Below are 24451 nucleotides of genomic sequence, written 5' to 3' on the forward strand. Positions count from 1 at the left end.
AGCCTCCTTTAGCGGCGAATGACGCCGACACTCAAGCCTTCGATCACCAGTTCCTGATCTTTCAGGTCGACTTCGATCGGGGCGAACTCAGGGTTTTCGGCAATCAGCCAGACCTTGCTGCCTTCACGCTTGAAGCGTTTGACCGTCACTTCATCGCCGATGCGGGCGACGACGACCTGGCCATTGCGCGCTTCGCGGGTGGTGTGCACGGCGAGCAGGTCACCGTCGAAAATGCCGATGTCCTTCATGCTCATGCCGTGTACACGCAACAGATAATCAGCGCGTGGATGAAAGAAGGCCGGATTGATGTTGCAGGATTCTTCGATGTGCTGCTGGGCGAGGATTGGCGCGCCGGCAGCGACCCGGCCAATGATCGGCAGAGTGGAGTCGTCGGCCTTGGCTTCGAAGCCGGGAATGCGAATACCGCGAGAAGCGCCAGGGGTCATCTCGATGGCACCTTTGCGGGCCAGTGCCTTGAGATGTTCTTCAGCCGCGTTCGGCGATTTGAAACCCAGTTCCTGAGCGATTTCCGCGCGGGTTGGCGGGTAGCCGTTGTCTTCGAGGCAGCGTTTGATAAAGGCCAGAATCTCGGCTTGGCGTGGCGTCAGCTTTAGCATATTGATCGCTCTGTCTTTTTATACAGTGACTGGGATTATATACAGTGAATCGCCCTTGGCAATGCCCGTTTTTTCCTGCGCCGCCGGACGGTCGGCTTTCGTGCTTATTAATGCACTGGGCTTGTGTGGTTAAATAGCTGACCGACCATTCCCAAAACGAACAGGCGGGCTTGACAAGGCACAGGCTGAAACGTATGTTTCAAACAAGTGTTTGTCAGGCGGAGTAGCCATGGCCCAGTCGGAAACCGTTGAACGCATTCTTGATGCTGCCGAGCAGTTGTTCGCGGAGAAAGGTTTCGCTGAAACCTCATTGCGTTTAATCACCAGCAAGGCTGGCGTCAACCTGGCAGCAGTGAACTATCACTTCGGCTCGAAAAAAGCGCTGATTCAGGCGGTTTTCTCGCGCTTCCTCGGGCCGTTCTGCATCAGCCTGGACAAGGAACTGGAGCGCCGTCAGGCCAAGCCTGAAAACAAACCGACGCTCGAAGAACTGCTGGAAATCCTCGTCGAGCAGGCGCTCGTGGTTCAACCACGCAGCGGCAATGATCTGTCGATCTTCATGCGCCTGCTCGGTCTCGCGTTCAGCCAGAGTCAGGGCCACTTGCGCCGTTACCTGGAAGACATGTACGGCAAGGTGTTCCGTCGCTACATGCTGCTGGTCAACGAAGCCGCACCACGCATTCCGCCGATCGAACTGTTCTGGCGCGTGCATTTCATGCTCGGCGCCGCCGCGTTCAGCATGTCCGGCATCAAGGCCTTGCGCGCGATCGCTGAGACCGATTTCGGCGTCAACACCTCCATCGAGCAAGTGATGCGCCTGATGGTGCCGTTCCTCGCTGCGGGCATGCGCGCCGAAACCGGTGTCACTGACGCCGCGATGGCCACCGCGCAACTGCGTCCGCGCAGCAAATCTACGCCGGTCGCCGCCAAGGTTTAACCGCGCACGGGTGGGCGCGGCAGCTTGTATCCGCTAAGCTAGCCGCCCATGCCGACTCTCGTTCTGAACCCGAAATCCATAGAAATTGCCGACCTGCCGAGCATGGCTCACGGTAGCGATTTGTTGCGGATCGGGTTTTTCGTTTTCAAGGAATCTCTATGACTGCTGGCCTGCAAGGCTCGTTGATGGTGGACGTCGCCGGTACCTGGCTGACGGCCGAAGATCGCCAATTGTTGCGTCAGCCCGAAGTGGGCGGCCTGATCATTTTCGCGCGCAACATCGAGCATCCGCGCCAAGTGCGTGAGCTGAGTGCGTCGATTCGCGCAATTCGCCCGGATCTTTTGCTGGCAGTGGATCAGGAGGGCGGTCGCGTGCAGCGTCTGCGTCAGGGCTTCGTGCGGCTGCCGGCCATGCGCGCGATCGCCGACAACCCGAATGCTGAATACCTCGCCGAGCAATGTGGCTGGATCATGGCTACCGAAGTGCTGGCGGTCGGTCTCGACCTGAGTTTCGCCCCGGTGCTCGATCTGGATTACCAGCGCAGCGCCGTGGTCGGCACCCGTTCGTTCGAAGGCGATCCTGAGCGCGCCGCGTTACTCGCCGGCGCATTCATTCGCGGCATGAACAGCGCTGGCATGGCCGCTACTGGCAAGCACTTCCCCGGTCATGGCTGGGCTGAAGCCGATTCCCACGTGGCGATCCCGAATGACGAGCGCAGCCTCGACGAAATCCGCGCCAACGACCTCGTGCCGTTCGCCAAGCTGAGCAAACAACTGGCCGCGATCATGCCGGCGCACGTCATCTATCCGCAGGTGGATTCGCAGCCAGCCGGTTTCTCCCGGCGCTGGTTGCAGGACATTCTGCGCGGCGAATTGCAGTTCGATGGCGTGATTTTCAGCGACGATCTGTCGATGGCCGGTGCCCACGTGGTCGGCGACGCCGCCAGTCGCATCGAGGCTGCGCTGACTGCCGGCTGTGACATGGGCCTGGTGTGCAACGACCGCGCCGCTGCCGAACTGGCCCTGAGCGCCGCACAACGTATGAAGGTCAAGCCATCGGCCCGAATCGCCCGCATGCGCGGTCAGGCCTTCGCCAGCACCGACTACCGTCAGGATCCGCGCTGGCTCACCGCCATCGGCGCGCTCAAAGACGCTCAACTGATTGATTAAGGATTTTTCGCTATGACGGTTTACGCAATCATCGGTGGCACCGGCCTGACCCAACTCGAAGGCCTGACCATTCGCCAATCGCTGGCAGTGGACACGCCCTACGGCGCGCCGTCGGCCGACGTGCAGATTGGCGAATACGCCGGCAAGGAAGTGCTGTTTCTCGCCCGTCACGGTCACCCGCATCGCTTCCCGCCGCATAAGGTCAACTACCGCGCCAACCTGTGGGCGCTGAAGCAGGCCGGGGCCGAAGCGATCATCGCGGTGAACGCCGTGGGCGGGATTCATTCGGCCATGGGCACAGGACATTTCTGCGTACCACACCAGATCGTCGACTACACCAGCGGGCGCGAGCACACCTTTTTCGCCGATGATCTGGAGCATGTCACCCACATCGACTTCAGCTTTCCTTACAGCGAGCCGCTGCGTCAGCAATTGATTGCCGCGGTAGCTGCCGAGGGCTGCGAGTACAGCGATCAAGGCGTATACGCCTGCACCCAAGGCCCGCGTCTGGAAACGGTCGCCGAGATCGTGCGTCTGGAACGTGATGGCTGCGACATCGTCGGCATGACCGGCATGCCGGAAGCCGCACTGGCCCGCGAGCTGGATCTGGATTACGCCTGTCTGGCGCTGGTGGTGAATCCGGCGGCGGGCAAGACCACGGAGGTGATTACCATGGCCGAGATCGAGCAGGCGTTGCATGACGGCATGGGTAAGGTGAAATCGGCGTTGGCGCGGGTGCTGGCCGGCTAAGGACTGCCCATGAGCATTCTCATCGAACGGCTTAAGTCGTTGGCCTGGCCCCGGGCATTCACTAGCGGCGCGCTGGCCAAGGCCCGGGCTTATGCCGCTGATGATCGGGTAGAGATCATCGAGATCGATGACAGAAAGATTGAGGCGTTCTGCGTCGGTTCGGAAAATCAGGCGTATGAACAAACCATTTACCTGTCCGAAGATCGGCTGGGTTCTGTCAACTTGCGTTGCCTGTGCACCTGTCCTGTCTCAATCGACTGCAAACACTGCGCTGCGGTGCTCTATCACCTGCAGGGCAGTGATCATGAAGCGTCTGAAAGTGATGCACAGATCCCGTTGGGGCGGGCGCTGGAACATTGGCTTTCGACCATCCCCGTTCCGGCCAAGCCTGCCGAAGAAGGCGCGCAAACCGCAGGCACGCGCCTGTTTTACAAACTCAAGCCAACGCCTGTGAGCGGCAAGTGGCTGCTCGATATTTTCAAGGTTTCCCAGCTCAAGAGCGGCGAGTTACGCGAAGTCAAACCGATGTATTCGCTGGCGGAAATGCTCATGCGTCAGCCCGGCTACCTGTCCGAGCTGGATCTGCGTGTCGCCAGGCTGCTGGTTGCCATGCACTCTCACCACGCCTATTACAGCGGCTATCCGCTGGAAGGCAGCAGCGGCGCCGAACTGCTGGAAATGCTCCTGCGTACCTCGCGGCTGTTCCTCGATTTCGAGGATCTGCGACCGTTGGTGCCGGGCGCGAAGCGCATCGGCCAGTTCGCCTGGGCCGAGCAGGCCGACGGCGGTTTCCGCGCGCAGTGGAGCAGTGCCGAGGCGGCGCAGGAAACTGTGCTGGCGCTGGAGCCGCTTTATTACCTGGATCGTGAACAGCGGCAGATTGGCCCTCTGTTCAATGAGCTGGAAGAAAAACTGGCCAGCCATTTGACTCTGGCGCCGGACATTCCGGCACGTCAGGCCATGCAGTTCAGCCATCGCATGAGCGCCGCGACGAGAATCCCGCCGCCACACCAACTGACCGAACGAATCATCGACGACGTATTACCGCAGCCACAACTGACTCTCGTCAGCGGTCGGGAGCGCTCGCGCTGGGAATACGTTCTGGAGCACCGCGCTGCCCTGGTGTTTACCTACAACGGCCAGCCGACGGTGGATCGCAACCCGGAAGTGATGATCCTCAACGGTACCGAAACCCAGCGCATTCAACGCCAGCCGGCGGTGGAAAAGAAACTGCGCCAGATCCTGCAAAAGCTCGGCTTCAAGAAAGCCACGCGCAAGAGCTCGCTGGATCGTCCCGGTGAGATGTTCACGTTGCCGGATGATTCCGCCTGGCTCGGGTTTATGCACGAAGGGCTTGCCACGTTGCGCGCCTCGAACTGGGAAGTGGAGATGAGTCCCGGCTTTCATTTCAATGTGCAACCGGTTGAGCATTGGTACGCCGAGGTCGAAGAAGAGGCTGGGCATCAGTGGTTTGATTTGCAGTTGGGTATCGTCGTCAATGGCCAGCGCTATAGTCTGCTACCAATCCTTCTGCACTTGTTGCGCACCCAGCCGCGCTTGCTTGACCCGGTCAATCTGGCGCAACGCAGCGATGACGAAAAACTCCTGATCGAACTGAACCCCAGCGGTTTTGGTGACTCTTCGGGCGCCAAGGTCGCGCTGCCGCTGAGTCGGGTCAAGCCGCTGATGGCCACGCTGGGCGAGTTGTACCTGGGCGGCCATCAGGGCGATGCACTGCGTTTGAGTGTCCCGGATGCCGCGCGCTTGAGTATGCTCGATGGCGTGCCGCTGGATTGGCTGGGGGGCGAGCGGCTGCGCACCTTCGCCAAGCGCTTGCAGAATTCCAGTCACACCCAGGTCGCTGCGCCGGCCGGCCTTAACGCGCAACTGCGCCCGTATCAGCTCGAAGGCCTGAACTGGATGCAAACCCTGCGCGAGCTTGAGGTCGGCGGCATTCTGGGCGATGACATGGGGCTGGGCAAAACGCTGCAAACCCTGGCGCATCTGCTCACGGAAAAACACGCCGGTCGCCTTGATTGTCCGGCTCTGGCGGTGATGCCGACCAGCCTGATTCCCAACTGGCTCGACGAGGCCGAGCGTTTCACCCCCCAGTTGAAAGTATTGGCGCTGCACGGCTCGGGGCGGCAAAAGGATTTCGCTGATCTGGCTGAGTACGATCTGATACTGACCACTTACGCGTTGCTGCCAAGGGATTTGGAGACCTTGCAGCCGCAGCTGTGGAGCGTACTGATTCTCGACGAAGCGCAGAACATCAAAAACCCGATCAGCAAAGCCGCGCAGGCCGCACGCGACTTGCAGGCCCGCCAGCGCTTGTGCCTGAGCGGCACGCCATTGGAAAACCACTTGGGCGAGCTTTGGTCGCAGTTTCATTTCCTCATGCCCGGTTGGCTTGGCGACAGCAAGTCCTTCAATCGCGATTACCGCACGCCAATCGAGAAGCACGGCAATGTTCAGCGCATGCAGCACCTGACAGCGCGCATCAAGCCGTTTTTGCTGCGCCGCAAAAAGGATCAGGTGGCCACCGAGTTGCCGCCGAAAACCGAGATTGTCCATTGGGTTGATCTCAGCGACGGCCAACGCGACGTCTATGAAACGGTGCGCGTGGCGATGGACAAAAAAGTCCGCGACGAAATTGCCCGCAGTGGCGTGGCGCGTAGTCAGATCATCATTCTTGATGCCTTGCTCAAGCTGCGGCAGGTCTGTTGCGACTTGCGTCTGATCAAGATGCCGCTGACGGCGAAGGCACTGCGCTCCGGCAGTGGCAAGCTGGTCAGCTTGATGGAGATGCTCGAAGAACTGCTCGGCGAAGGTCGCAGGATCCTGCTGTTCTCGCAGTTCACCTCAATGCTTGCCTTGATCGAGGAAGAATTGCAGCAACGTGACATTGCCTATTCGTTGTTGACCGGCGACACCACGGATCGGCGCACGCCAGTGAAGGACTTTCAGGGCGGTAAGGTGCCGCTGTTTCTGATCAGTCTGAAGGCCGGGGGTACCGGTTTGAACCTGACCGCTGCGGACACGGTGATCCATTTCGACCCTTGGTGGAATCCGGCAGTGGAGAATCAGGCCACCGATCGTGCCTATCGAATCGGGCAAAACAATCCGGTATTCGTTTACAAGCTGATCGCTCGCGGCACAGTAGAGGAAAAAATACAGGCGCTGCAGCAGGAGAAAGCAGCGTTGGCCGGGGCGGTGCTTGAAGGCGGGACGACGGGTGGCTGGAAGCTGGAGCAGAGTGACATTGAGGCGCTGTTTGCGCCGTTGCCTGTTGCCAAGGGCTGAGCCCTAAGTAATAGAGCAATATCTGATGGCCCCATCGCTGGCAAGCCAGCTCCCACAGGGTTTTGAGCCGTACACAAAACTGTGTTCCAACTCGATACCTGTGAGAGCTGGCTTGCCAGCGATAGCTATCTAACCGGCTACGCAAATCTCAACGCTTGTCGAGCTTGTCCGGCAGCGGCGCAAACAACGCTTCGATATCATCACTCTGCAACTTCCAGTCCCCGGCCTTGCGCCCATCCAGCACGCCCGCCGCCAAGTCGGACTTTTCCTTCTGCAGGTGCTGAATCTTCTCCTCCACCGTACCCCGGGCAATCATCTTGTAAACGAACACCGGCTTTTCCTGACCAATCCGGTACGCACGATCCGTCGCCTGATTTTCGGTCGCCGGGTTCCACCACGGGTCGTAGTGAATCACCGTGTCCGCTTCCGTCAGGTTCAAGCCGACACCGCCAGCCTTCAGGCTGATCAGAAAGATCTGACGCTTGCCACTCTGGAATTCCTTCACCGGCGTCCGTCGATCGCGGGTCTGGCCGGTCAACAGCGCGTAGGAAACGTTACGTTTTTTCAGCTCGTCTTCGATCAATGACAGCATCGAGGTGAATTGCGAAAACAGCAGGATCCGCCGGCCTTCCTCGAACAGTTCTTCGAGCATTTCCATCAAACTGTCGAGCTTGCCGGAGGTGCTGCCGCGAGCGGGCAGGGTGGCGTCGTTGACCAGGCGCAGATCGCAGCAAACCTGACGCAGCTTGAGCAGCGCCTCCAGAATGATGATCTGGCTGCGCGCCACGCCTTTGCGGGTGATCTCGTCGCGGACTTTCTTGTCCATTGCCAGGCGCATGGTTTCATACACATCGCGCTGCGCTTCGTTGAGATCGACCCAATGGATGATCTCGGTTTTCGGCGGCAACTCGGTGGCCACTTGTTCCTTGGTGCGGCGCAGCAGAAACGGTTTTATCCGACCGTTGAGGTGCTGAAGTCTGACTTCACTGCCGCGCTTTTCAATCGGCACGCGGTAATCGGCGTTGAAGCTTTTCACGTCGCCAAGCCAGCCCGGCAACAGGAAGTGAAACAGTGACCACAACTCGCCCAGGTGGTTTTCCAGCGGCGTACCACTCAAGCACAAGCGCTGACGTGCATTAAGCTCGCGCGCGGCTTGAGCGGCTTTGCTGTTCGGATTTTTGATGTACTGCGCTTCATCCAGCACCAATACGTGCAGCGGCTGCTTGGCCAGCCGTTCGACGTCCTTGGGCAGCAGCGCGTAGGTGGTGAGGATCAGGTCGAAGTCACCCAGGTTGTCAAAATGCTTCTTGCGAGTGGCGCCGTACAGCGCGACTACTTTCAGTTGCGGGGTGAAGTGCGCCGCCTCATCCAGCCAGTTTGGAATCAGGCTGGTCGGCATCACCACCATGCACGGTCGATCGAGACGCCCGGCGTTTTTCTCGCTGAGAATATGCGCCAGGGTCTGTAGGGTTTTACCCAAACCCATGTCGTCCGCGAGAATCCCGCCGACTTCCAGTTGTCGCAGCGATTGCATCCAGCTCAAGCCTTCAAGCTGATACGGGCGCAGCGTCGCATTCAAGCCTTTCGGCGCTTCAACGCTGAAATCACGAATGTCGCGCAGACGTTGAGCGAACGTGCGGATCTGCTCGCCGCCTTCCCACAGTAGCGGAATGCCTTCCAGCGAGTTGAGTCGCGTAGCGTCCGCCTTGCTCAGGCGCAGGGTGGTTTCGCCCGGCTCCTGCAAATAGAACTCGCCGAGCGTCATCAGCACAGGTTTCAGCCGGCCTAGCGGCAACGCCACCTGCAGTGGCCCGTGCTCAATGTTGCGTTGTGGGACGTTGACCAGAATCAGCTCGTCATCGCGACGGCGCGCAAGGCGTTCGGGATTGAGAATCTCCGCATGCGAGCGCATCAGATTGAGCAGGATCGGCAGCAGGCTCAGGCGCTCACCGTTAACGATGATCCCCAACTCCAGATCAAACCAGTCACGCTCCGGCGCCTGCTCGACTGTGGCGTACCAGTCATCCACAGCGGTCAGGTCAAAGCCGAACTCTTCATCGATCTGCAATTCCCAGCCCTGCGTTCGCAGTTTCGGCAGATCGTTAAGGGTGAACGTCAGCCAGGCGCTGTCGTTGACCATTTCGTACAGCTCGCCCGCGCTCTCCGGTAGCGCTTTGCTCTGGCGAGTGGCGATACGAAAGCCGAGGATTCTTAACTGTTCGCGGTAGGACTGTTCGACTTCCGGGTGACGTTTTATCCGCAGCGTCTGGGTTTCCTGACGGATCAGAATGTCGCTGTTCTTCTGCCCGCTGACGTATTCGTCGAGATAGCTGAACGACAGCGCCGCGCGATGCTGAATATAACGCTGCATCTTGCCGTTGCGTGGTTCGAAAGCGCTGAATTCGACGCTGGCCAGCCACAGCCGCGGCATCGGCTGAACATTATCGACCAGCACTTGCGGCGGTGCTTTCGGGCCACGATTCTCCAGCACGGCTTGAAGTTTCTCCAACAGCTCGGCGTCTTTCGCAGCGGCGGGGTAATCAAGGGTTTCCTGCACTTTCAGCAGTACCGCTGCGCAGTGTTTGCAGTTGCTGCGAACGGGGCAGGTGCAGCCGGCATCGACCAGCAGCAAGGTGCCTTTGGCTGACTCGCGCAGGTGAATGGTCTGACGGTAAACGTTACCCCCAGAGCCTTCACAACTGGCGGTGATCGTTGCATCGCCGACCTGGGCGATGCGTACCCGGTTTTCCAGGGCGTAGCGACGGCCACGCTCCAGGCTCTGTTCCTTGAATCGGCTGACCCAGGAGGGCGCCAACGGTTTACTCAGCGGCGGGTTCATAAGGACTTCGATCAGTCCGGAATCGCTTCAGGCGATTCCCGTGGCGCAGGTGCGGTCAGGGAAGTGATCTTGATCAGCAGGGCCAGATGGCCGTTGTCGAGATAGTTGAGTTGGCCGTTCTTGGTGTGGCTGTCCTGTTTCAGGCGTTCGCTGGCAGTGACCAGGCCATTGGCGTCGATCTGATTGACCCAGAAGTCGGCCGCCACGTCGGTGAAGCGCCCGAGCTTCATCTCCAGCGTGCCCTCGATCGGGAATTGGCCGAACTGCTCCTGACCGTCGCTGACCGCAACTTTTGCCGGTGCTTCGCCAAGGGTTTGCTGCCAGGCTTTGTGCATCAGCACGCTGTAGTCGCCGCTGGCCGTGAGTTTGCTGACCACGTCGTTCAACGCCGGCGTGCGCTTGCTGTCGTCGGCCAGGCGCTGGGCACCAGCGGCCCAGTCTTCCGGCGCGGCGCGGCTGACGATGGCCGGTACGGCGTTCTGGCGCACCAGAATCATTTCGACCTGATACAGGTCATCGGCGAAAACCGAGGGTGCTACCAAGGTGAGTAGCAAAGTCAGCGAACGAAACAGGCGCATTGGGCGTCCTTCAAACAGATTTCGGGAGGAGGCGCTCAAACAGCGCCTCTACAGTATTAAAGCGCTCTTCCGGGCGTTCCATCGGCACCTGGAACTTGAACATCGTGGCGCCTTCGAATTTGTAGCGTTTTGGCTGGCTCTGGATCAGCTTGATCAGCGTCATCGGATCGACCGGCGTCTGCGCTTCGAACTCGATACGTCCACCTTGCGGGCCGCCATCGACTTTCTTGATGCCCAATTGCTCGGCCTGCAACTTCAACGCGGTGATGCGCACCAGATTCTTCGTCGGTTCCGGCAGCAGGCCGAAACGGTCGATCATCTCGACTTGCAAATCCTTCAAGCCTTCCTCGTCGGTCGCCGAAGCAATGCGCTTGTACAGAATCAGACGAGCGTGAACGTCCGGTAGATAGTCTTCCGGAATCAGCGCCGGCACCCGCAGATTGACTTCCGGGCCACCGCCGAGGGGTTGATCGAGGTTCGGTTGTTCGCCCTTGCGGATCGATTTCACCGCACGTTCAAGCATCTCCATATACAGCGTGAAACCGACGGCTTGAATCTGTCCGCTCTGGCCATCGCCAAGCAATTCGCCGGCGCCACGGATTTCCAGGTCGTTGGTGGCCAGGACGAAACCGGCACCGAGATCCTGAGTATTGGCAATCGCTTCCAGACGTTTTTCCGCGTCCGAAGTGATTTGCTGGCGCGGCGGCGTCAGCAGGTAGGCGTAAGCCTGGTGGTGACTGCGGCCGACACGACCACGCAACTGATGCAGTTGCGCCAGACCGAATTTGTCGGCGCGCTCGATGATGATGGTGTTGGCGCTCGGCACGTCGATACCGGTTTCGATGATGGTCGAGGCGATCAGCACATTGAAACGCTTGTGATAAAAGTCGCTCATCACCTGTTCGAGTTCGCGCTCGCGCATCTGTCCGTGACCGATGCCGATGCGTGCTTCCGGCACCAGTTCGGCGAGGTCGGCGGCGCACTTCTCGATGGTTTTCACATCGTTGTGCAAGTAGTAAACCTGGCCGCCACGCAACAGTTCGCGGAGCAGGGCTTCTTTGACCGTACTCTTGTTCTGCTCCATGACGAAGGTGCGCACGGACAAGCGACGTGCTGGCGGTGTGGCGATGATCGACAGGTCGCGCATGCCCGACACCGCCATGTTCAGCGTGCGCGGAATCGGTGTGGCGGTCAGCGTAAGAATGTCGACTTCGCTGCGCAGGGCCTTGAGCTGTTCTTTCTGACGCACACCGAAGCGGTGCTCTTCGTCGATGATCACCAGCCCGAGGTTTTTGATCTTGACGTCGTCGGACAGCAGTTTGTGCGTGCCGATGACGATGTCGATCTTGCCTTCGGCCAGATCGGCGATCGCCGCGTTGACTTCCTTGGCCGACTTGAAGCGACTCATCACTTCCACGGTCACCGGCCAGTCGGCGAAGCGGTCGCGGAAGCTGTTGTAGTGCTGCTGAGCGAGCAGGGTGGTCGGCACCAGAATTGCCACTTGGCGACCGCCGTGCACGGCGATGAATGCCGCACGCATTGCCACTTCGGTCTTACCGAAGCCAACGTCGCCGCAGACCAGGCGATCCATCGGTTTCGGCGCGAGCATGTCTTCACGCACGGCTTCGATGGTCGATTGTTGATCCGGGGTTTCTTCGAACGGGAAACCGGCGCTGAACGTCGCGTAATCAGCTTTCGGGTCGGCAAATGCGTAACCCTCGCGAGCGGCGCGACGGGCGTAAATATCGAGCAATTCAGCGGCGACATCACGCACCTGTTCGGCGGCTTTGCGTTTGGCCTTCTGCCATGTCTCGGAGCCGAGGCGGTGCAGCGGGGCCAACGCATCGTCGCTGCCGGTGTAGCGTGCAATCAAATGCAGGTTGGCTACCGGCACGTAAAGCTTGGCGTTCTCGGCATATTCGAGGGTGAGGAATTCTGCCGCCTGATTGTCGATTTCCAGAATCGTCAGGCCCAGATAACGGCCGACACCGTGATCGATGTGCACCACCGGCGCGCCTTCGCGCAGCTCGGTGAGGTTTTTGATCACCGCATCGTTATTGCCGTCGGCACGCTTCTCGCGGCGGCGACGCTGCATCACGCGTTGGCCGAACAGCGGACTTTCCGCGACCAATGCCAGCGCCGGATCGTCGAGCATCAGGCCTTCGTCGAGCGGGGCAATGGTGATCGCCAGACGATCCTTGCTCGCGACGAAGTCTGGCCAGCTGTCGACGGTTTTCGGTCGCAGCTTCAGGCGCTCAAGCAACTCCAGCAGCACTTCGCGACGGCCGGCGGACTCGGCGGTGAACAGCACGCGACCGGGGAATTCATCGAGAAATGCCGACAGCGCCGCCAGCGGTTGTGTGGCTTTGGCTTCGATCGCCAGATTCGGCAGTGCTTGTGCCGGGAAGCGCTCGCGACCTGCACCGCCTTCTACATCCTGTTGGCTGGCGACCACACGCGGCCAACTCTTCAGGCGGGCGAAACAATCTTCCACCGGCAGGAACAATTCCGCCGGTGGCAATAAAGGACGCGATGGATCGACGCGGCGCTCTTCATAACGATTGCGCACGTCGTTCCAGAAGTTTTCCGCCGCTTGCTCGATGCCCGGCAGGGAGAACACTTGCGTGTCCTGCGGCAGGTAGTCGAACAGCGTCGAGGTTTCGTCGAAGAACAGCGGCAGGTAATACTCGATACCGGCCGGGGTAATCCCGCTGCTCAGATCCTGAAAGATCGGGCAGCGCCGGAAGTCGACGTCGAAGCGCTCGCGAAAGCGCGCCTTGAAACGGGTGACCGCGTCTTTTTGCAGCGGAAACTCACGGGCCGGCAGCAGCTTGACCGACTCGACCTTGTCGATGGAGCGCTGGTTTTCCGGATCGAAGGTGCGCAGGGTTTCGATTTCATCGTCGAACAAGTCGATGCGATACGGCAGTTTGCTGCCCATCGGGAACAGGTCGATCAACGCACCGCGCACGGTGAACTCGCCGTGCTCATACACCGTGTCGACGTAACGATAGCCGCTGGCTTCGAGCCGCGAACGCATTTGTTCGACATCGAGTTTCTGCCCGACATCCAGCACCAGGCTGCTGCCAAGCAGGAATTTGGTCGGCGCCAAGCGGTGCAACGCTGTGGTGATCGGCACCACCAGCACGCCATGCGCCAGTTCCGGCAGCCTATAGAGGCTGGCGATGCGCTGGGAAATGATGTCCTGGTGCGGCGAGAACAGGTCGTAGGGCAGGGTTTCCCAGTCGGGGAAATGCAGCACGGGCAAATCCGGGGCGAAGAAACTCAGCTCCTGTTCCAGTCGTTCAGCACTTTGGCTGTCGGCGGTCAGTAGCAGGGTGAAGCGCTTGGCAGCGCTGGCAGCCTCGGCAATCGCCAGGCTGAGGGCAGCGCCGGGCAAATTGCCCCAATGCTGTTTACCTGCCTCGGCAGGGAGTTGCGGTAGACGCAGAACGGGCACGGAAGGTTGAGCTCCAGGCTTTGCGACAAAGTCGGTAATTGTAGCGGCGTCCGGTGTCGCCTGTCAGTTGCAGACTACGTCTATCTTCGATGTTTGCGAGAAATGTAGTGGTAACCATAAAAACCAGCGCTTTTTTAGCGATTATGTAGTGCCAAAAGTGGTTGGTGTTACGGAGGGTTACAGACATCGTCTAACAGTCGTCGAAAAATTGACAGCGCTGGAAGCCGCGTATTTACTGGGCTGGCGCGAGGTGTGATTTTTTTGAAAGGAATTTTGTTACCGATTTCGCGACAAGCGCGCATTGCTGAATGAGGTTGTGGGCGGCATAATGTAGCCCCTTTTTTCTGCCCCTACATGTGGAAGGTTACCGTGACTCAGAAGCCCGACCAGTGTCTTGGTGAATGGATCGACCGTGAAGCACTCGCAGAAGCGATGATTCCGCTAATCGGTCAGCTCTACCGCAATAACAACGTGGTGAGCTCGATCTATGGCCGCAGCCTGATCAACCAGTCTGTCATCGCGATTCTCAAAGCTCACCGCTTTGCGCGCCACCGTTCTTCCGACGACAGCGAACTCTCCGTCCACGAAACATTCCCACTGCTCAAAGCCATGAGCGAGCTCAAGCTCGGCGCGGCTTCGGTAGATCTGGGCAAGTTGGCGTTCAAATTCCGCAACGAAGGCAACGGCCGTAGCGCCGAGCAATTCGTTCGTGAAGAAATGGCTGACGTGGTTGGCCAGCAAAACGCTTCCGCACGTAAAGGCACTGACGTTGTGCTGTACGGCTTCGGTCGTATCGGCCGTCTGCTGGCGCGCATCCTGATCGAGAAAACCGGTGGTGGCGACGGTCTGCGTCTGCGTGCCATCGTCGTGCGCAAAGGCGCCGACAACGACCTGACCAAGCGCGCCAGCCTGCTGCGTCGCGATTCGGTACACGGTTCGTTCAACGGCACCATTACCATCGACGAAGAAAACAACACCATCACCGCCAACGGTAACCTGATCCAGGTGATCTACGCGAAGAACCCGACCGAGGTGGATTACACCCAGTACGGCATCAAAGACGCGCTGCTGGTGGACAACACCGGTGTATGGCGTGACGCTGATGGCCTGGGCCAGCACTTGCAGTGCCCGGGTATCGATCGCGTGGTTCTGACCGCGCCTGGCAAAGGCAAGCTGAAGAACATCGTTCACGGTATCAACCACGGTGAAATCACCGCTGATGACAAGATCGTCTCCGCCGCTTCCTGCACCACCAACGCCATCGTGCCGGTGCTGAAAGCGGTGAATGACAAGTTCGGCATCATCAACGGTCACGTTGAAACCGTTCACTCGTACACCAACGACCAGAACCTGATCGACAACTTCCACAAGGGCGATCGCCGTGGTCGTAGCGCCGCGCTGAACATGGTCATCACCGAGACCGGTGCTGCCACCGCTGCTGCCAAGGCCCTGCCTGAGCTGGCCGGCAAGCTGACCGGTAACGCGATCCGTGTTCCGACGCCGAACGTATCGATGGCCATTCTCAACCTCAACCTTGAGAAAGCCGCCACCCGTGAAGAAATGAACGAGTATCTGCGCTACATGGCGCTGCACTCCGATCTGCACAAGCAAATCGACTTCGTTAACTCGCAGGAAGTGGTTTCGACCGACTTCGTGGGCTCGCGCCACGCCGGTGTGGTCGACGCTGAAGCGACCATCGTTCAGGACAATCGCGTTGTTCTGTACGTCTGGTACGACAACGAGTTCGGTTACAGCTGCCAGGTTATCCGCGTGATGGAAGACATGGCTGGTGTAAACCCGCCAGCGTTCCCGCGCTAAGCGATAGCTGCACATGAAAACGCCCCGACCTAGGTCGGGGCGTTTTTTTATGCCTGCTAAATCTCGATTGACTGTTGCGGCCTCATCGCTGGCAAGCCAGCTCCCACAGGGTCTTGGGGTGTGAATGCAATCGTGTAACCGCCAAATAAACTTGTGGGAGCTGGCTTGCCAGCGATGGCGTCCTATCGGGCGCCGCCGGGTATGGCTGCCTGCGCCGTGCGCAGTTCATGCTTATTGCCCCGGAACAACACCAGCGTCGCAATCAACCCCAGCACCGCCGCACCACTGAGCCAGATCCCCGGCGCAGCCTTGTTATCCAGCACATGAATCAGATACGTACACGCCGCCGGGGTAAACCCGCCGAACGTCGCTGTCGCCAGGCTGTAGGCCAGCGAGAAGCCGGTCGTACGTACTTCCACCGGCATGATCTCGGTCAGCGCCACCACCATCGCGCCGTTGTACGAGCCATACAGGAACGACAGCCACAACTCGACGATCAGCAAATGGCTGAAACTCGGGTTCGCCACCAGCCACGACAGGGCAGGGTAGGCTGTCAGAATCGCCAGAATCGTCGCCGCGAGCAGTAGGGGTTTACGTCCGATCTTGTCGGACACTGAACCCATCACCGGCAACCAGAAAAAATTAGACAGGCCAATGCACACGGTAACCAGCAACGCGTCGAAGTCCGACAGGTGCAGTTCAGCCTTGCCGAATGTCGGGGTGTACGCGGTGATCAGGTAGAAAGAAACAGTGGTCATCACCACCAGTGCCATGCCTGCGATGACGATGCCAAAGTTCTTACCGATCGAGCGGACGATTTCCCGCAGGGTAGGGCGATGTTTTCTGGCCTGGAACTCTGGGGTTTCCTCCAGTGAGCGACGGATCACGAAAATGACCGGCACAATCATGCAGCCGATCAGGAATGGCACGCGCCAGCCCCAGTCACCCATCTGTTCCGGGCTCAGCCAATGGTTGAGACCCACACCGAGCAATCCGGCGAAGACCACTGCCGCTTGCTGACTCGCCGACTGCCAACTGACGAAGAAGCCCTTGCGGCCCGGTGTGGCGATCTCTGCCAGATACACCGACACACCACCTAGCTCCACGCCGGCCGAGAAGCCTTGCAGCAAACGACCGAACAGTACGATTAATGGCGCAGCGACGCCAAGGGTCGCATAGCCCGGAACGCAGGCAATCAGCACGGTGCCGGCAGCCATCAACGCCAACGTGATGATCAAGCCTTGGCGACGGCCATGACGGTCGATGTAAGCGCCGAGGAAAATCGCCCCCAGCGGACGCATCAGAAAACCGGCACCAAACGTGGCCAGTGAAAGCATCAGCGAAGCGAAGGCACTGTCGGTGGGGAAGAAGGTTTTGGCGATGGCCGTGGCGTAAAAGCCGTAGACCATGAAGTCGAACATTTCGAGAAAGTTGCCGCTGACAACGCGAAAGATCGCTTTGCCTTTGCCCGTGGTGGAGGACATGTTCAGGTACTCGCTATTGGATTTTGTATAAAGATGTTGCAGATCCTTTAATTCATAATGGCCGCCGCGGTTTTACGGAGAGATGAATAATTGTTCACTGGACGCTTGTTTTGGCTTGTGATGCTGGCTGGCGTATTGGCTGGCTGCGGTAATGGCGAGTCCATGGAAAGCTTCGGCGGGCCTACCATGGGCAGTACGTATTCAATCAAGTACGTACGCCACGCCGGCATGCCTGAATCAACTCAGGTTCGCAGTGAAGTGGAGGGCATCCTCGGCGAAGTCGATCGACAGTTGTCCACCTATCGCAATGATTCGGATATCGAGCGCTTCAACGCTTTGCCCGCCAACAGCTGTCAGAAAATGCCTGGGTCGGTACTCGAATTGGTCCGAACTGGCGAACAACTGTCAGCGCAAAGCGAGGGCTCCTACGACCTGACCGTCGAACCGCTGATGAACCTCTGGGGGTTCGGCCCACAAGGCCGCGAGGAGAAAGTCCCTGACGCCGCTGCGCTGGCCGAAGTGATGCAGCGGGTCGGCCATCAGCACCTGCACGTCAATGGCGATCAATTGTGCAAAGACGCCGCCGTCGAGGTCGACTTCAATAGCATCGCCGCCGGTTATGCCGTCGACACCATCGCGGCCAGACTCGACGCCCTGGGTATCCACGATTACCTCGCTGAAGCCACGGGTGAGTTGAAAGCCAAAGGCAGAAAGCTTGATGGCTCACCGTGGCGCATTGCTCTCGAAGAGCCCCGTGACGATCAACAGGTCGCCGAGCGCATCATCAATGTCGACGGCTACAGCGTTTCCACCTCCGGCGACTACCGCAACTATTTCCTGCAGGACGGTCGGCGCTATTCCCACACTTTTGATGCGCACACCGGTGCACCTGTCCTACACGATCTGGCGTCAGTCACGGTGATTCATCCTTCAGCGTTGATGGCCGATGGACTATCGACGCTGTTGTTGATTCTCGGCCCTGAAAGGGCCTGGGACTATGCCGAAAAGCATGACATTGGTGCATTCTTTGTGATTCGTGCCGATACAGGTTTTGTCGTCCGCACCAACAAGGCTTTCGAACGCCTCAGTGGCGAAAAAACTGACTGAGAACAATACGAAAGCTGGCGTTGTAGTGCAGGCAAAAGTAGCCTACGACGCGACCAAGGGTTAATGTGCGCGGCGTTGACGCTTCTATAGACTGTGTCCGGGTTCTTGATTGACCCCCAATTGTTCCTTCGCGCCGCCGTTCGGCGTGATTTAGCCGCCGGTGCTGCTGGCACCGCGGCCTGTTCTGAGGAGTACGCATGGCTGTCTACAACTACGACGTGGTGGTGCTGGGTTCCGGCCCGGCGGGAGAAGGCGCGGCAATGAACGCCGCCAAAGCAGGGCGCAAGGTCGCGATGGTCGACAGCCGTCGCCAGGTCGGCGGCAACTGCACCCACCTCGGCACCATCCCGTCCAAGGCACTGCGTCACTCGGTGCGGCAGATCATGCAGTTCAACACTAATCCTATGTTCCGGGCGATCGGCGAGCCACGCTGGTTCTCCTTCCCGGACGTGTTGAAAAGCGCCGAAAAGGTTATTTCCAAACAAGTCGCTTCGCGTACCGGCTACTACGCCCGTAACCGCGTCGACGTGTTCTTCGGCACCGGCAGTTTCGCCGACGAGCAAACCATCGAAGTGGTCTGCGCCAACGGTGTGGTCGAAAAACTGGTGGCCAAGCACATCATCATCGCCACTGGCTCGCGTCCTTATCGTCCGGCGGACATCGATTTCCACCACCCGCGTATCTACGATAGCGACACCATCCTCAGCCTCAATCACACCCCGCGCAAACTGATCGTTTACGGCGCCGGCGTGATCGGTTGCGAATACGCATCGATCTTCAGCGGTCTGGGTGTACTGGTCGAGCTGGTCGACAACCGTGGTCAGTTGCTGAGCTTCCTCGACTCGGAAATCTCCCAGGCGTTGAGCTACCACTTCAGCAACAACAACATCACCGTGCGCCACAACGAAGATTACGATCGCGTTGAAGGCGTCGACAACGGGGTGATCCTGCACCTGAAGTCCGGCAAGAAGATCAAGGCCGACGCCTTGCTCTGGTGCAACGGCCGTACCGGCAACACCGACACGCTGGGTCTGGAAAACATCGGCGTCAAGGTCAACAGCCGTGGCCAGATCGAAGTCGACGAGGCATACCGCACCTGCGTGCCGAACATCTACGGTGCCGGTGACGTGATCGGCTGGCCGAGCCTGGCCAGTGCCGCCCACGACCAGGGTCGTTCGGCTGCTGGCAGCATTGTTGATAACGGTAGCTGGCGCTTTGTGAATGACGTGCCGACCGGCATCTACACCATTCCGGAGATCAGCTCGATCGGCAAGAACGAGCAGGAACTGACCCAGGCCAAAGTGCCGTACGAAGTCGGCAAGGCGTTCTTCAAGAGCATGGCGCGTGCGCAGATCGCCGGCGAGCCGCAAGGCATGCTGAAAATCCTGTTCCACCGTGAAACCCTGGAAGTGCTGGGCGTTCACTGCTTCGGTTATCAGGCGTCGGAGATCGTCCACATCGGTCAGGCGATCATGAACCAGCCGGGCGAACTGAACACCCTGAAGTACTTCGTCAACACGACGTTCAACTACCCGACCATGGCTGAAGCCTATCGGGTAGCAGCGTACGACGGCCTCAACCGGCTTTTTTGACGGGCTCCGGCCGGTGGCCTGAGCCGGCCGGGGAGACCGATTTCAGCAATTCTCGAGGGTGGCAGTGGCCAAACCGGGAAAGTCTGTAATCAGGCTGTCAACGCCGAAGTCGGCGAGTCTGCGCATCAGCGCAGGCTCGTTGACGGTCCACACCGACACATGCAGCCCCTGACGCTGCGCCTTCTGCAGGCGTTCCGGCGTACACAGCGTCCAGTTCAGCGCAAGAATCTCACAGCCATAGCTGGCCGCGACCTTCAGCGGGTCGAGCCAGGCGTATTCGGCCACCAGTCCGCGCGACACGTCCGGCACCAGATCCAGCGCCGCTTTCAGCACTTCCCGCGAACTCGAGGTGATCGTCACCTTGTCGAGCAGGCCATGCCGTTGGGCCATTTCACGAATCGCCAGCACGGTGGTTGCTGCGCGAGTACGCGAAGCGCTTTTGACTTCCAGTTGCCAGTGCTCGAAATCGCATTTTTCGAACAGCTCTTCCAATGTCGGAATCGGGCAGGGTTTGATCCAGCCCGGGCCGCCCTTGCGCGCGTCGTAAGTCACCAGCTCGGCCGCGGTGTGCTCGACGACCTTGCCACGCCGTTCCGTGGTGCGCTTGAGGGTCGGGTCATGAATGACCATCAACTCGCCGTCCTTGGACAGGTGCAGATCCAGTTCGCAGCGGCGCACGCCGTGCTTGAGACATTCCTGAAAGCTGCTCAGGGTGTTTTCCGGTGCTTCGCCCTTGGCGCCGCGGTGGCCGTAGATGAGGGTCACGGTTCTTCCTTAAATTTAAATGCCTGATTCGTTCTGTTCGCGGGCCAGACGTCGTTCCTGGGCCTGCTTCTGCAAGATGTAGCGGGCGAGCAACTGGCGCTGGGCGTCGGTCAAGTGTTCGAACTCGGTGCCTATGTCATAACCTTCGCCCTTGCGATCGCAATGGGTGACGCGGGCGCGCAGCAGCAGGCCCAGCGCTTGCGGCATCAGCACCAGTTTCACCGACAGGTGTGCGCCGGTGGCAATTGGCGTCGGGTGCTGGAAGTCGATCCCGCCCTCGGAAATGATCACCGGTTGCGGCTCGCCGATATGGCCGAGCACGGTCAGGGCGACCACTTGGCTGAGCAGGTCTATGCGTTTGTTCTGCGATTTCAGGAACGCGGCGATGGCCCGGTCGCGCTCGCTGATCTGGCGCAACAGGTGCTGCGACTCGAATTCGCTCAGGTGCAGTTCACTGAGCAGGTTGAACAGCGGGGAAGCATCCTGCAACACTTCCTGGCCTGCGGCTTCGGGAGCGGACAGGGGCCGAATTTCCAGTGCGATCGTGTCCTCGATACGGTAGTATTCGCGGCGATCTTCTTCATCTAATGTCGACATGGCGAACCCATGGTAGCGGCGGTGGTCTGAGTGTAAAGCTGGTTATCGACCCCCGCCACAAGGACGTTCCTTTTCCCTCCGAACAAGCCCCGACATGTTCAGACCTCTCTTCGTATTTATCGGCACGCGTTATACCCGTGCAAAGCGTCGCAATCATTTTGTGTCATTCATTTCCCTGACTTCGATGATCGGGCTCGCCCTTGGCGTGGTCGTGATGATCGTCGTGCTCTCGGTGATGAATGGCTTCGATCATGAGATGCGCACCCGCGTGCTGGGCATGGTGCCCCACGCGACCATTGAATCCACTGAGCCGATCAACGATTGGCAAAGTCTGGCCAACAAGGTCAAGCAGAACCCGCAGGTGACGGCGGTTGCGCCGTTCACCCAGATGCAGGGCCTGCTGACCAATAACGGTCAGGTGTCCAAGGTGTTGCTCAACGCCATCGACCCTGCGCTCGAGCGCAACGTGTCGATCATCGACAACTTCATGAAGCAGGGCAAACTCGACGATTTGACGCCGGGCAGCTTCGGCATCGTCATCGGCGACAAGGCCGCGACCAAGCTCGGCGTGGGCATCGGTGACAAGGTCACCTTCGTCGCGCCGGAGGTCAGCGTGACTCCGGCCGGGATGTTCCCGCGGATGAAGCGCTTCACCGTGGTCGGCATTTTTCATGTCGGCGCCGGCGAACTCGATGGCTATCTGGGCGTCACCAACCTGCAGGATCTGGCGAAGATGCACCGCTGGAAGCCTGATCAGGTGCAGGGCATCCGCCTGAAGTTCGACGACCTGTTCCAGGCACCACGCGTGGCATGGAACATCGCCCAGCAACTCGGCGAAGATCATTACTACGCCCGCGACTGGACGCGCACCCACGGCAATCTGTATCAGGCGATCCGCATGGAAAAAGCCATGATCGGTCTGCTGTTGCTGCTGATTGTCGCCGTAGCGGCGTTCAACATCATTTCCACGCTGGTGATGGTGGTCAACGACAAGAAGGGCGACATCGCCATTCTGCGCACCTTGGGCGCGACGCCGGGCACGATCATGCGCACGTTCATGGTGCAAGGCACGGTGATCGGTGTGGTCGGCACGGCGATTGGTGCGGTGGTCGGGATTTTCGCGGCGCTTAATGTCAGCGCCGCGATCTCGGCACTGGAAGGCCTGATCGGCCACAAATTCCTTAATGCTGACGTGTATTTCATTGATTATCTTCCGTCGCAGGTGCAGAGCCAGGATGTGGTCATGGTCTGCGCGGCGGCGTTGGTTCTGAGTTTCCTCGCCACCCTGTATCCCGCCTGGCGTGCCGCGCGCACCCAGCCGGCGGAGGCGCTACGTTATGAGTGAGTCGGGCATGAGTGAACAAGCAATCTTGAGCTGCCGTAACCTGGGCAAATCCTACGAGGAAGGCCCGGAATCGGTAGAGGTATTGGCCGGCCTGCAACTGGAGTTGCACCCGGGCGAGCGTGTGGCGATCGTCGGCACCTCGGGTTCGGGCAAAAGTACCTTGCTCAACCTGCTCGGTGGTCTGGACACGCCGACCAAGGGCAGCGTCTGGCTCGACGGCGAAGAGTTGTCGGCACTGAGCGAGAAGAAGCGTGGCCTGTTGCGTAACCGTGCGCTCGGTTTCGTTTACCAGTTCCACCACTTGCTGCCAGAATTCACCGCACTGGAAAACGTCTGCATGCCGCTGCTGATCGGCAAGACGCCGATCCCGGAAGCCCGTCAGCGTGCCACAGCATTGCTGGAGCGCGTTGGCCTCGGTCATCGTCTGGAGCACAAGCCGGCGGAACTGTCCGGTGGCGAGCGTCAACGTGTGGCCATCGCTCGCGCCCTGGTGAACAAGCCAGGCCTGGTGATGCTCGATGAGCCAACCGGCAACCTCGACTCCCACACCGCCCAGGGCATTCAGGATTTGATGCTGGAACTCAGCACCTCGATGCGCACGGCGTTCCTGGTGGTGACTCACGACATGAACCTGGCTCGCCAGATGGACCGCGTCTTGCACCTGCAAGAAGGCTGCCTCACGCCTATCTGATTGGCTGAAACCCGACGTCTGTAAAGGCGTCGGGTCTTTTATTTTTATACGGTGCCCCAGCGAATGTTCAGACCGTTATCGATCTTTATCGGCACGCGCTATACCCGCGCCAAGCGCCGCAATCGCTTTGTTTCGTTCATTTCGATGACTTCGATGATCGGCCTCGCCCTCGGCGTGCTGGCGATGATCGTGGTGTTGTCGGTGATGAACGGCTTCCAGCGCGAAATGAGCTCGCGCATCCTCGGCATGGTGCCGCACGCGACCATCGTCGGCGTCAAGCCGATAGATGATTGGCAGCCGGTCGCCGCCGCCGCGATGAAGAATCCTGAGGTGACTGCCGCCGTGCCGTTCACTGAGATGGAAGGCATGCTGTCTTACAAGGGGGTGATGCAGCCGATCCAGATCAGCGGCGTTGATCCGGCGCAGGAAGGCAAGGTCTCGATCGTTGCCCAGCACATCGTGCAGGGCCGTCTCGATGCGTTGAAGCCGGGAGAGTTCGGCGTGGTGATTGGCGAAATCACTGCGCGGCGTTTCCGCCTCAATGTCGGCGACAAGATCACCCTGATCGTCCCGGAAGTCAGTACTGCGCCGGGCGGCATCACCCCGCGCATGCAGCGTCTGAACGTGGTCGGTGTGTTCAAGGTCGGCGCTGAGCTGGATGGCTCCATGGGCCTGATCCACGTCGCCGATGCCGCGACCATGCAGCATTGGGAGCCGAATCAGGTTCAGAGTGTGCGTCTGGCGGTCAAAGACCTGTACGCCGCACCGAAAGTCTCCTCGGATATCGCTGCCGGTTTGGGCGCGGACTTCAAGGCTGACGACTGGACCCACACCCAGGGCAGCCTGTTCAGCGCGATGAAAATGGAAAAAACCATGATCGGCCTGCTGTTGCTGATGATCGTCGCGGTGGCGGCGTTCAACATCATCGCGACCCTGATCATGGTGGTGAACGACAAGGGCGCGGACATCGCGATTTTGCGCACCATCGGCGCCACGCCACGGCAGATCATGGCGATTTTCATGGTGCAGGGCACGGTGATCGGCATTGTCGGTACGATCATTGGCGGCGTGTTGGGCGTGATCGCCGCGCTGAATGTCAGTCAGATCGTGGGCTGGATCGAGCGAGTCAGCGGGCAGCACATCTTCAGTTCGGATGTGTATTTCGTCAGCAATTTGCCGTCGGAATTGCAGGGTGGGGATGTGCTGTTGATTTGCTCGGCGGGCTTTATTCTGAGCTTCCTGGCGACGGTGTATCCGGCGTGGCGGGCGGCGAAGATCGAGCCGGCTCACGCCCTGAGATATTCGTAAGCGACTCCATGCTCGTTCCCACGCTCTGCGTGGGAACGCCTCAACGGACGCTCCGCGTTCGGCTCTGGAAGGGACGCGGAGCGTCCCGGGC

At 59.5% G+C, this 24451-nt stretch carries 17 protein-coding genes; 10 read left to right on the plus strand and 7 right to left on the minus strand.

The window, feature by feature from the left end; all coding sequences use genetic code 11:
• Positions 1 to 8 precede the first annotated feature (8 nt).
• Positions 9 to 617: a transcriptional repressor LexA gene (gene lexA, locus PMI23_RS04985; protein WP_003226590.1), complete on the minus strand. Its 609-nt coding sequence runs from the start codon at positions 615 to 617 to the stop codon at positions 9 to 11.
• Between the two features lie 229 nt (positions 618 to 846).
• On the opposite strand from lexA, the gene PMI23_RS04990 reads away from it, so the two are divergent.
• The 4 genes from PMI23_RS04990 (at position 847) to PMI23_RS05005 (ending at position 6776) form a co-directional block, all read left to right on the plus strand.
• Entirely contained in the window at positions 847 to 1554 is a 708-nt protein-coding gene (locus PMI23_RS04990) for a TetR/AcrR family transcriptional regulator (protein WP_007910473.1), read from the plus strand.
• Positions 1555 to 1712: 158 nt separating this feature from the next.
• Positions 1713 to 2723 (plus strand): beta-N-acetylhexosaminidase, encoded by a 1011-nt coding sequence (gene nagZ / locus PMI23_RS04995; protein ID WP_007910482.1) that lies wholly within the window; start codon positions 1713 to 1715, stop codon positions 2721 to 2723.
• A gap of 12 nt (positions 2724 to 2735) precedes the next feature.
• The gene (locus PMI23_RS05000; RefSeq protein ID WP_007910483.1) at positions 2736 to 3473 is read left to right on the plus strand and encodes an S-methyl-5'-thioinosine phosphorylase; all 738 of its coding nucleotides are present in this window, start codon (positions 2736 to 2738) and stop codon (positions 3471 to 3473) included.
• A gap of 9 nt (positions 3474 to 3482) precedes the next feature.
• Positions 3483 to 6776, plus strand: coding sequence for a DEAD/DEAH box helicase (locus tag PMI23_RS05005; protein WP_007910484.1), 3294 nt, complete (start codon positions 3483 to 3485; stop codon positions 6774 to 6776).
• Positions 6777 to 6924: 148 nt separating this feature from the next.
• Here the strand turns inward: PMI23_RS05005 and PMI23_RS05010 are convergent, their stop codons facing one another.
• From PMI23_RS05010 to mfd, 3 genes are read right to left on the minus strand one after another with little or no spacing between them, the layout of a single operon-like run.
• Positions 6925 to 9615 carry a DEAD/DEAH box helicase gene (locus tag PMI23_RS05010; RefSeq protein ID WP_007910485.1) on the minus strand — a complete coding sequence of 897 codons (2691 nt, stop codon included), beginning with the start codon at positions 9613 to 9615 and terminating at the stop codon, positions 6925 to 6927.
• Positions 9616 to 9626: 11 nt separating this feature from the next.
• Positions 9627 to 10193: a CsiV family protein gene (locus tag PMI23_RS05015; protein ID WP_007910486.1), complete on the minus strand. Its 567-nt coding sequence runs from the start codon at positions 10191 to 10193 to the stop codon at positions 9627 to 9629.
• Positions 10194 to 10203: 10 nt separating this feature from the next.
• Positions 10204 to 13653, minus strand: a complete 3450-nt coding sequence (mfd, locus tag PMI23_RS05020) for a transcription-repair coupling factor (protein WP_007910487.1) — start codon at positions 13651 to 13653, stop codon at positions 10204 to 10206.
• Positions 13654 to 14007: 354 nt separating this feature from the next.
• Between mfd and PMI23_RS05025 the strand changes: the two genes are divergently transcribed.
• Positions 14008 to 15471: a glyceraldehyde-3-phosphate dehydrogenase gene (locus tag PMI23_RS05025; RefSeq protein ID WP_007910488.1), complete on the plus strand. Its 1464-nt coding sequence runs from the start codon at positions 14008 to 14010 to the stop codon at positions 15469 to 15471.
• A 182-nt stretch (positions 15472 to 15653) separates the two neighbouring features.
• On the opposite strand, the gene PMI23_RS05030 is transcribed toward PMI23_RS05025, so the two are convergent.
• Positions 15654 to 16955 carry an MFS transporter gene (locus PMI23_RS05030; protein ID WP_007910494.1) on the minus strand — a complete coding sequence of 434 codons (1302 nt, stop codon included), beginning with the start codon at positions 16953 to 16955 and terminating at the stop codon, positions 15654 to 15656.
• A gap of 120 nt (positions 16956 to 17075) precedes the next feature.
• Here PMI23_RS05030 and PMI23_RS05035 point away from each other — a divergent pair, with 120 nt between their 5' ends.
• Positions 17076 to 18062 (plus strand): FAD:protein FMN transferase, encoded by a 987-nt coding sequence (locus PMI23_RS05035; protein ID WP_176472377.1) that lies wholly within the window; start codon positions 17076 to 17078, stop codon positions 18060 to 18062.
• Between the two features lie 197 nt (positions 18063 to 18259).
• The gene (gene sthA, locus PMI23_RS05040) at positions 18260 to 19654 is read left to right on the plus strand and encodes a Si-specific NAD(P)(+) transhydrogenase (protein WP_007910498.1); all 1395 of its coding nucleotides are present in this window, start codon (positions 18260 to 18262) and stop codon (positions 19652 to 19654) included.
• A gap of 42 nt (positions 19655 to 19696) precedes the next feature.
• On the opposite strand, the gene PMI23_RS05045 is transcribed toward sthA, so the two are convergent.
• Both PMI23_RS05045 and PMI23_RS05050 read right to left on the minus strand, forming a co-directional pair.
• Positions 19697 to 20419 carry a glycerophosphodiester phosphodiesterase gene (locus PMI23_RS05045; protein WP_007910500.1) on the minus strand — a complete coding sequence of 241 codons (723 nt, stop codon included), beginning with the start codon at positions 20417 to 20419 and terminating at the stop codon, positions 19697 to 19699.
• Between the two features lie 15 nt (positions 20420 to 20434).
• On the minus strand, positions 20435 to 21016 hold the full coding sequence (locus PMI23_RS05050; RefSeq protein WP_007910502.1) for a PilZ domain-containing protein: 582 nt from the start codon (positions 21014 to 21016) through the stop codon (positions 20435 to 20437).
• A gap of 94 nt (positions 21017 to 21110) precedes the next feature.
• Here PMI23_RS05050 and PMI23_RS05055 point away from each other — a divergent pair, with 94 nt between their 5' ends.
• The 3 genes from PMI23_RS05055 (at position 21111) to PMI23_RS05065 (ending at position 24360) form a co-directional block, all read left to right on the plus strand.
• Entirely contained in the window at positions 21111 to 22361 is a 1251-nt protein-coding gene (locus PMI23_RS05055) for a lipoprotein-releasing ABC transporter permease subunit (protein WP_007910504.1), read from the plus strand.
• Positions 22354 to 23052, plus strand: a complete 699-nt coding sequence (gene lolD / locus PMI23_RS05060) for a lipoprotein-releasing ABC transporter ATP-binding protein LolD (RefSeq protein ID WP_007910506.1) — start codon at positions 22354 to 22356, stop codon at positions 23050 to 23052. The genes PMI23_RS05055 and lolD overlap by 8 nt, the downstream gene beginning before the upstream one ends.
• Before the next feature lie 63 nt (positions 23053 to 23115).
• Positions 23116 to 24360 (plus strand): lipoprotein-releasing ABC transporter permease subunit, encoded by a 1245-nt coding sequence (locus PMI23_RS05065; protein ID WP_007910510.1) that lies wholly within the window; start codon positions 23116 to 23118, stop codon positions 24358 to 24360.
• Positions 24361 to 24451: the final 91 nt, after the last annotated feature.

The organism is Pseudomonas sp. GM24 (assembly GCF_000282235.1).
Taxonomy (GTDB): domain Bacteria; phylum Pseudomonadota; class Gammaproteobacteria; order Pseudomonadales; family Pseudomonadaceae; genus Aquipseudomonas.

Excerpts from the sequence above, each read along its gene's own strand:
- PMI23_RS05015 (WP_007910486.1), bottom strand. The coding sequence starts at position 10,193 with ATGCGCCTGTTTCGTTCGCTGACTTTGCTACTCACCTTGGTAGCACCC.
- PMI23_RS05050 (WP_007910502.1), bottom strand. The coding sequence starts at position 21,016 with ATGTCGACATTAGATGAAGAAGATCGCCGCGAATACTACCGTATCGAG.
- PMI23_RS05010 (WP_007910485.1), bottom strand. The coding sequence starts at position 9,615 with ATGAACCCGCCGCTGAGTAAACCGTTGGCGCCCTCCTGGGTCAGCCGA.
- PMI23_RS05025 (WP_007910488.1), top strand. The coding sequence starts at position 14,008 with ATGTGGAAGGTTACCGTGACTCAGAAGCCCGACCAGTGTCTTGGTGAA.
- PMI23_RS05055 (WP_007910504.1), top strand. The coding sequence starts at position 21,111 with ATGTTCAGACCTCTCTTCGTATTTATCGGCACGCGTTATACCCGTGCA.
- lexA (WP_003226590.1), bottom strand. The coding sequence starts at position 617 with ATGCTAAAGCTGACGCCACGCCAAGCCGAGATTCTGGCCTTTATCAAA.
- PMI23_RS05000 (WP_007910483.1), top strand. The coding sequence starts at position 2,736 with ATGACGGTTTACGCAATCATCGGTGGCACCGGCCTGACCCAACTCGAA.
- PMI23_RS05005 (WP_007910484.1), top strand. The coding sequence starts at position 3,483 with ATGAGCATTCTCATCGAACGGCTTAAGTCGTTGGCCTGGCCCCGGGCA.
- PMI23_RS04990 (WP_007910473.1), top strand. The coding sequence starts at position 847 with ATGGCCCAGTCGGAAACCGTTGAACGCATTCTTGATGCTGCCGAGCAG.
- PMI23_RS05035 (WP_176472377.1), top strand. The coding sequence starts at position 17,076 with ATGCTGGCTGGCGTATTGGCTGGCTGCGGTAATGGCGAGTCCATGGAA.
- lolD (WP_007910506.1), top strand. The coding sequence starts at position 22,354 with ATGAGTGAGTCGGGCATGAGTGAACAAGCAATCTTGAGCTGCCGTAAC.
- sthA (WP_007910498.1), top strand. The coding sequence starts at position 18,260 with ATGGCTGTCTACAACTACGACGTGGTGGTGCTGGGTTCCGGCCCGGCG.
- nagZ (WP_007910482.1), top strand. The coding sequence starts at position 1,713 with ATGACTGCTGGCCTGCAAGGCTCGTTGATGGTGGACGTCGCCGGTACC.
- PMI23_RS05030 (WP_007910494.1), bottom strand. The coding sequence starts at position 16,955 with ATGTCCTCCACCACGGGCAAAGGCAAAGCGATCTTTCGCGTTGTCAGC.
- PMI23_RS05065 (WP_007910510.1), top strand. The coding sequence starts at position 23,116 with ATGTTCAGACCGTTATCGATCTTTATCGGCACGCGCTATACCCGCGCC.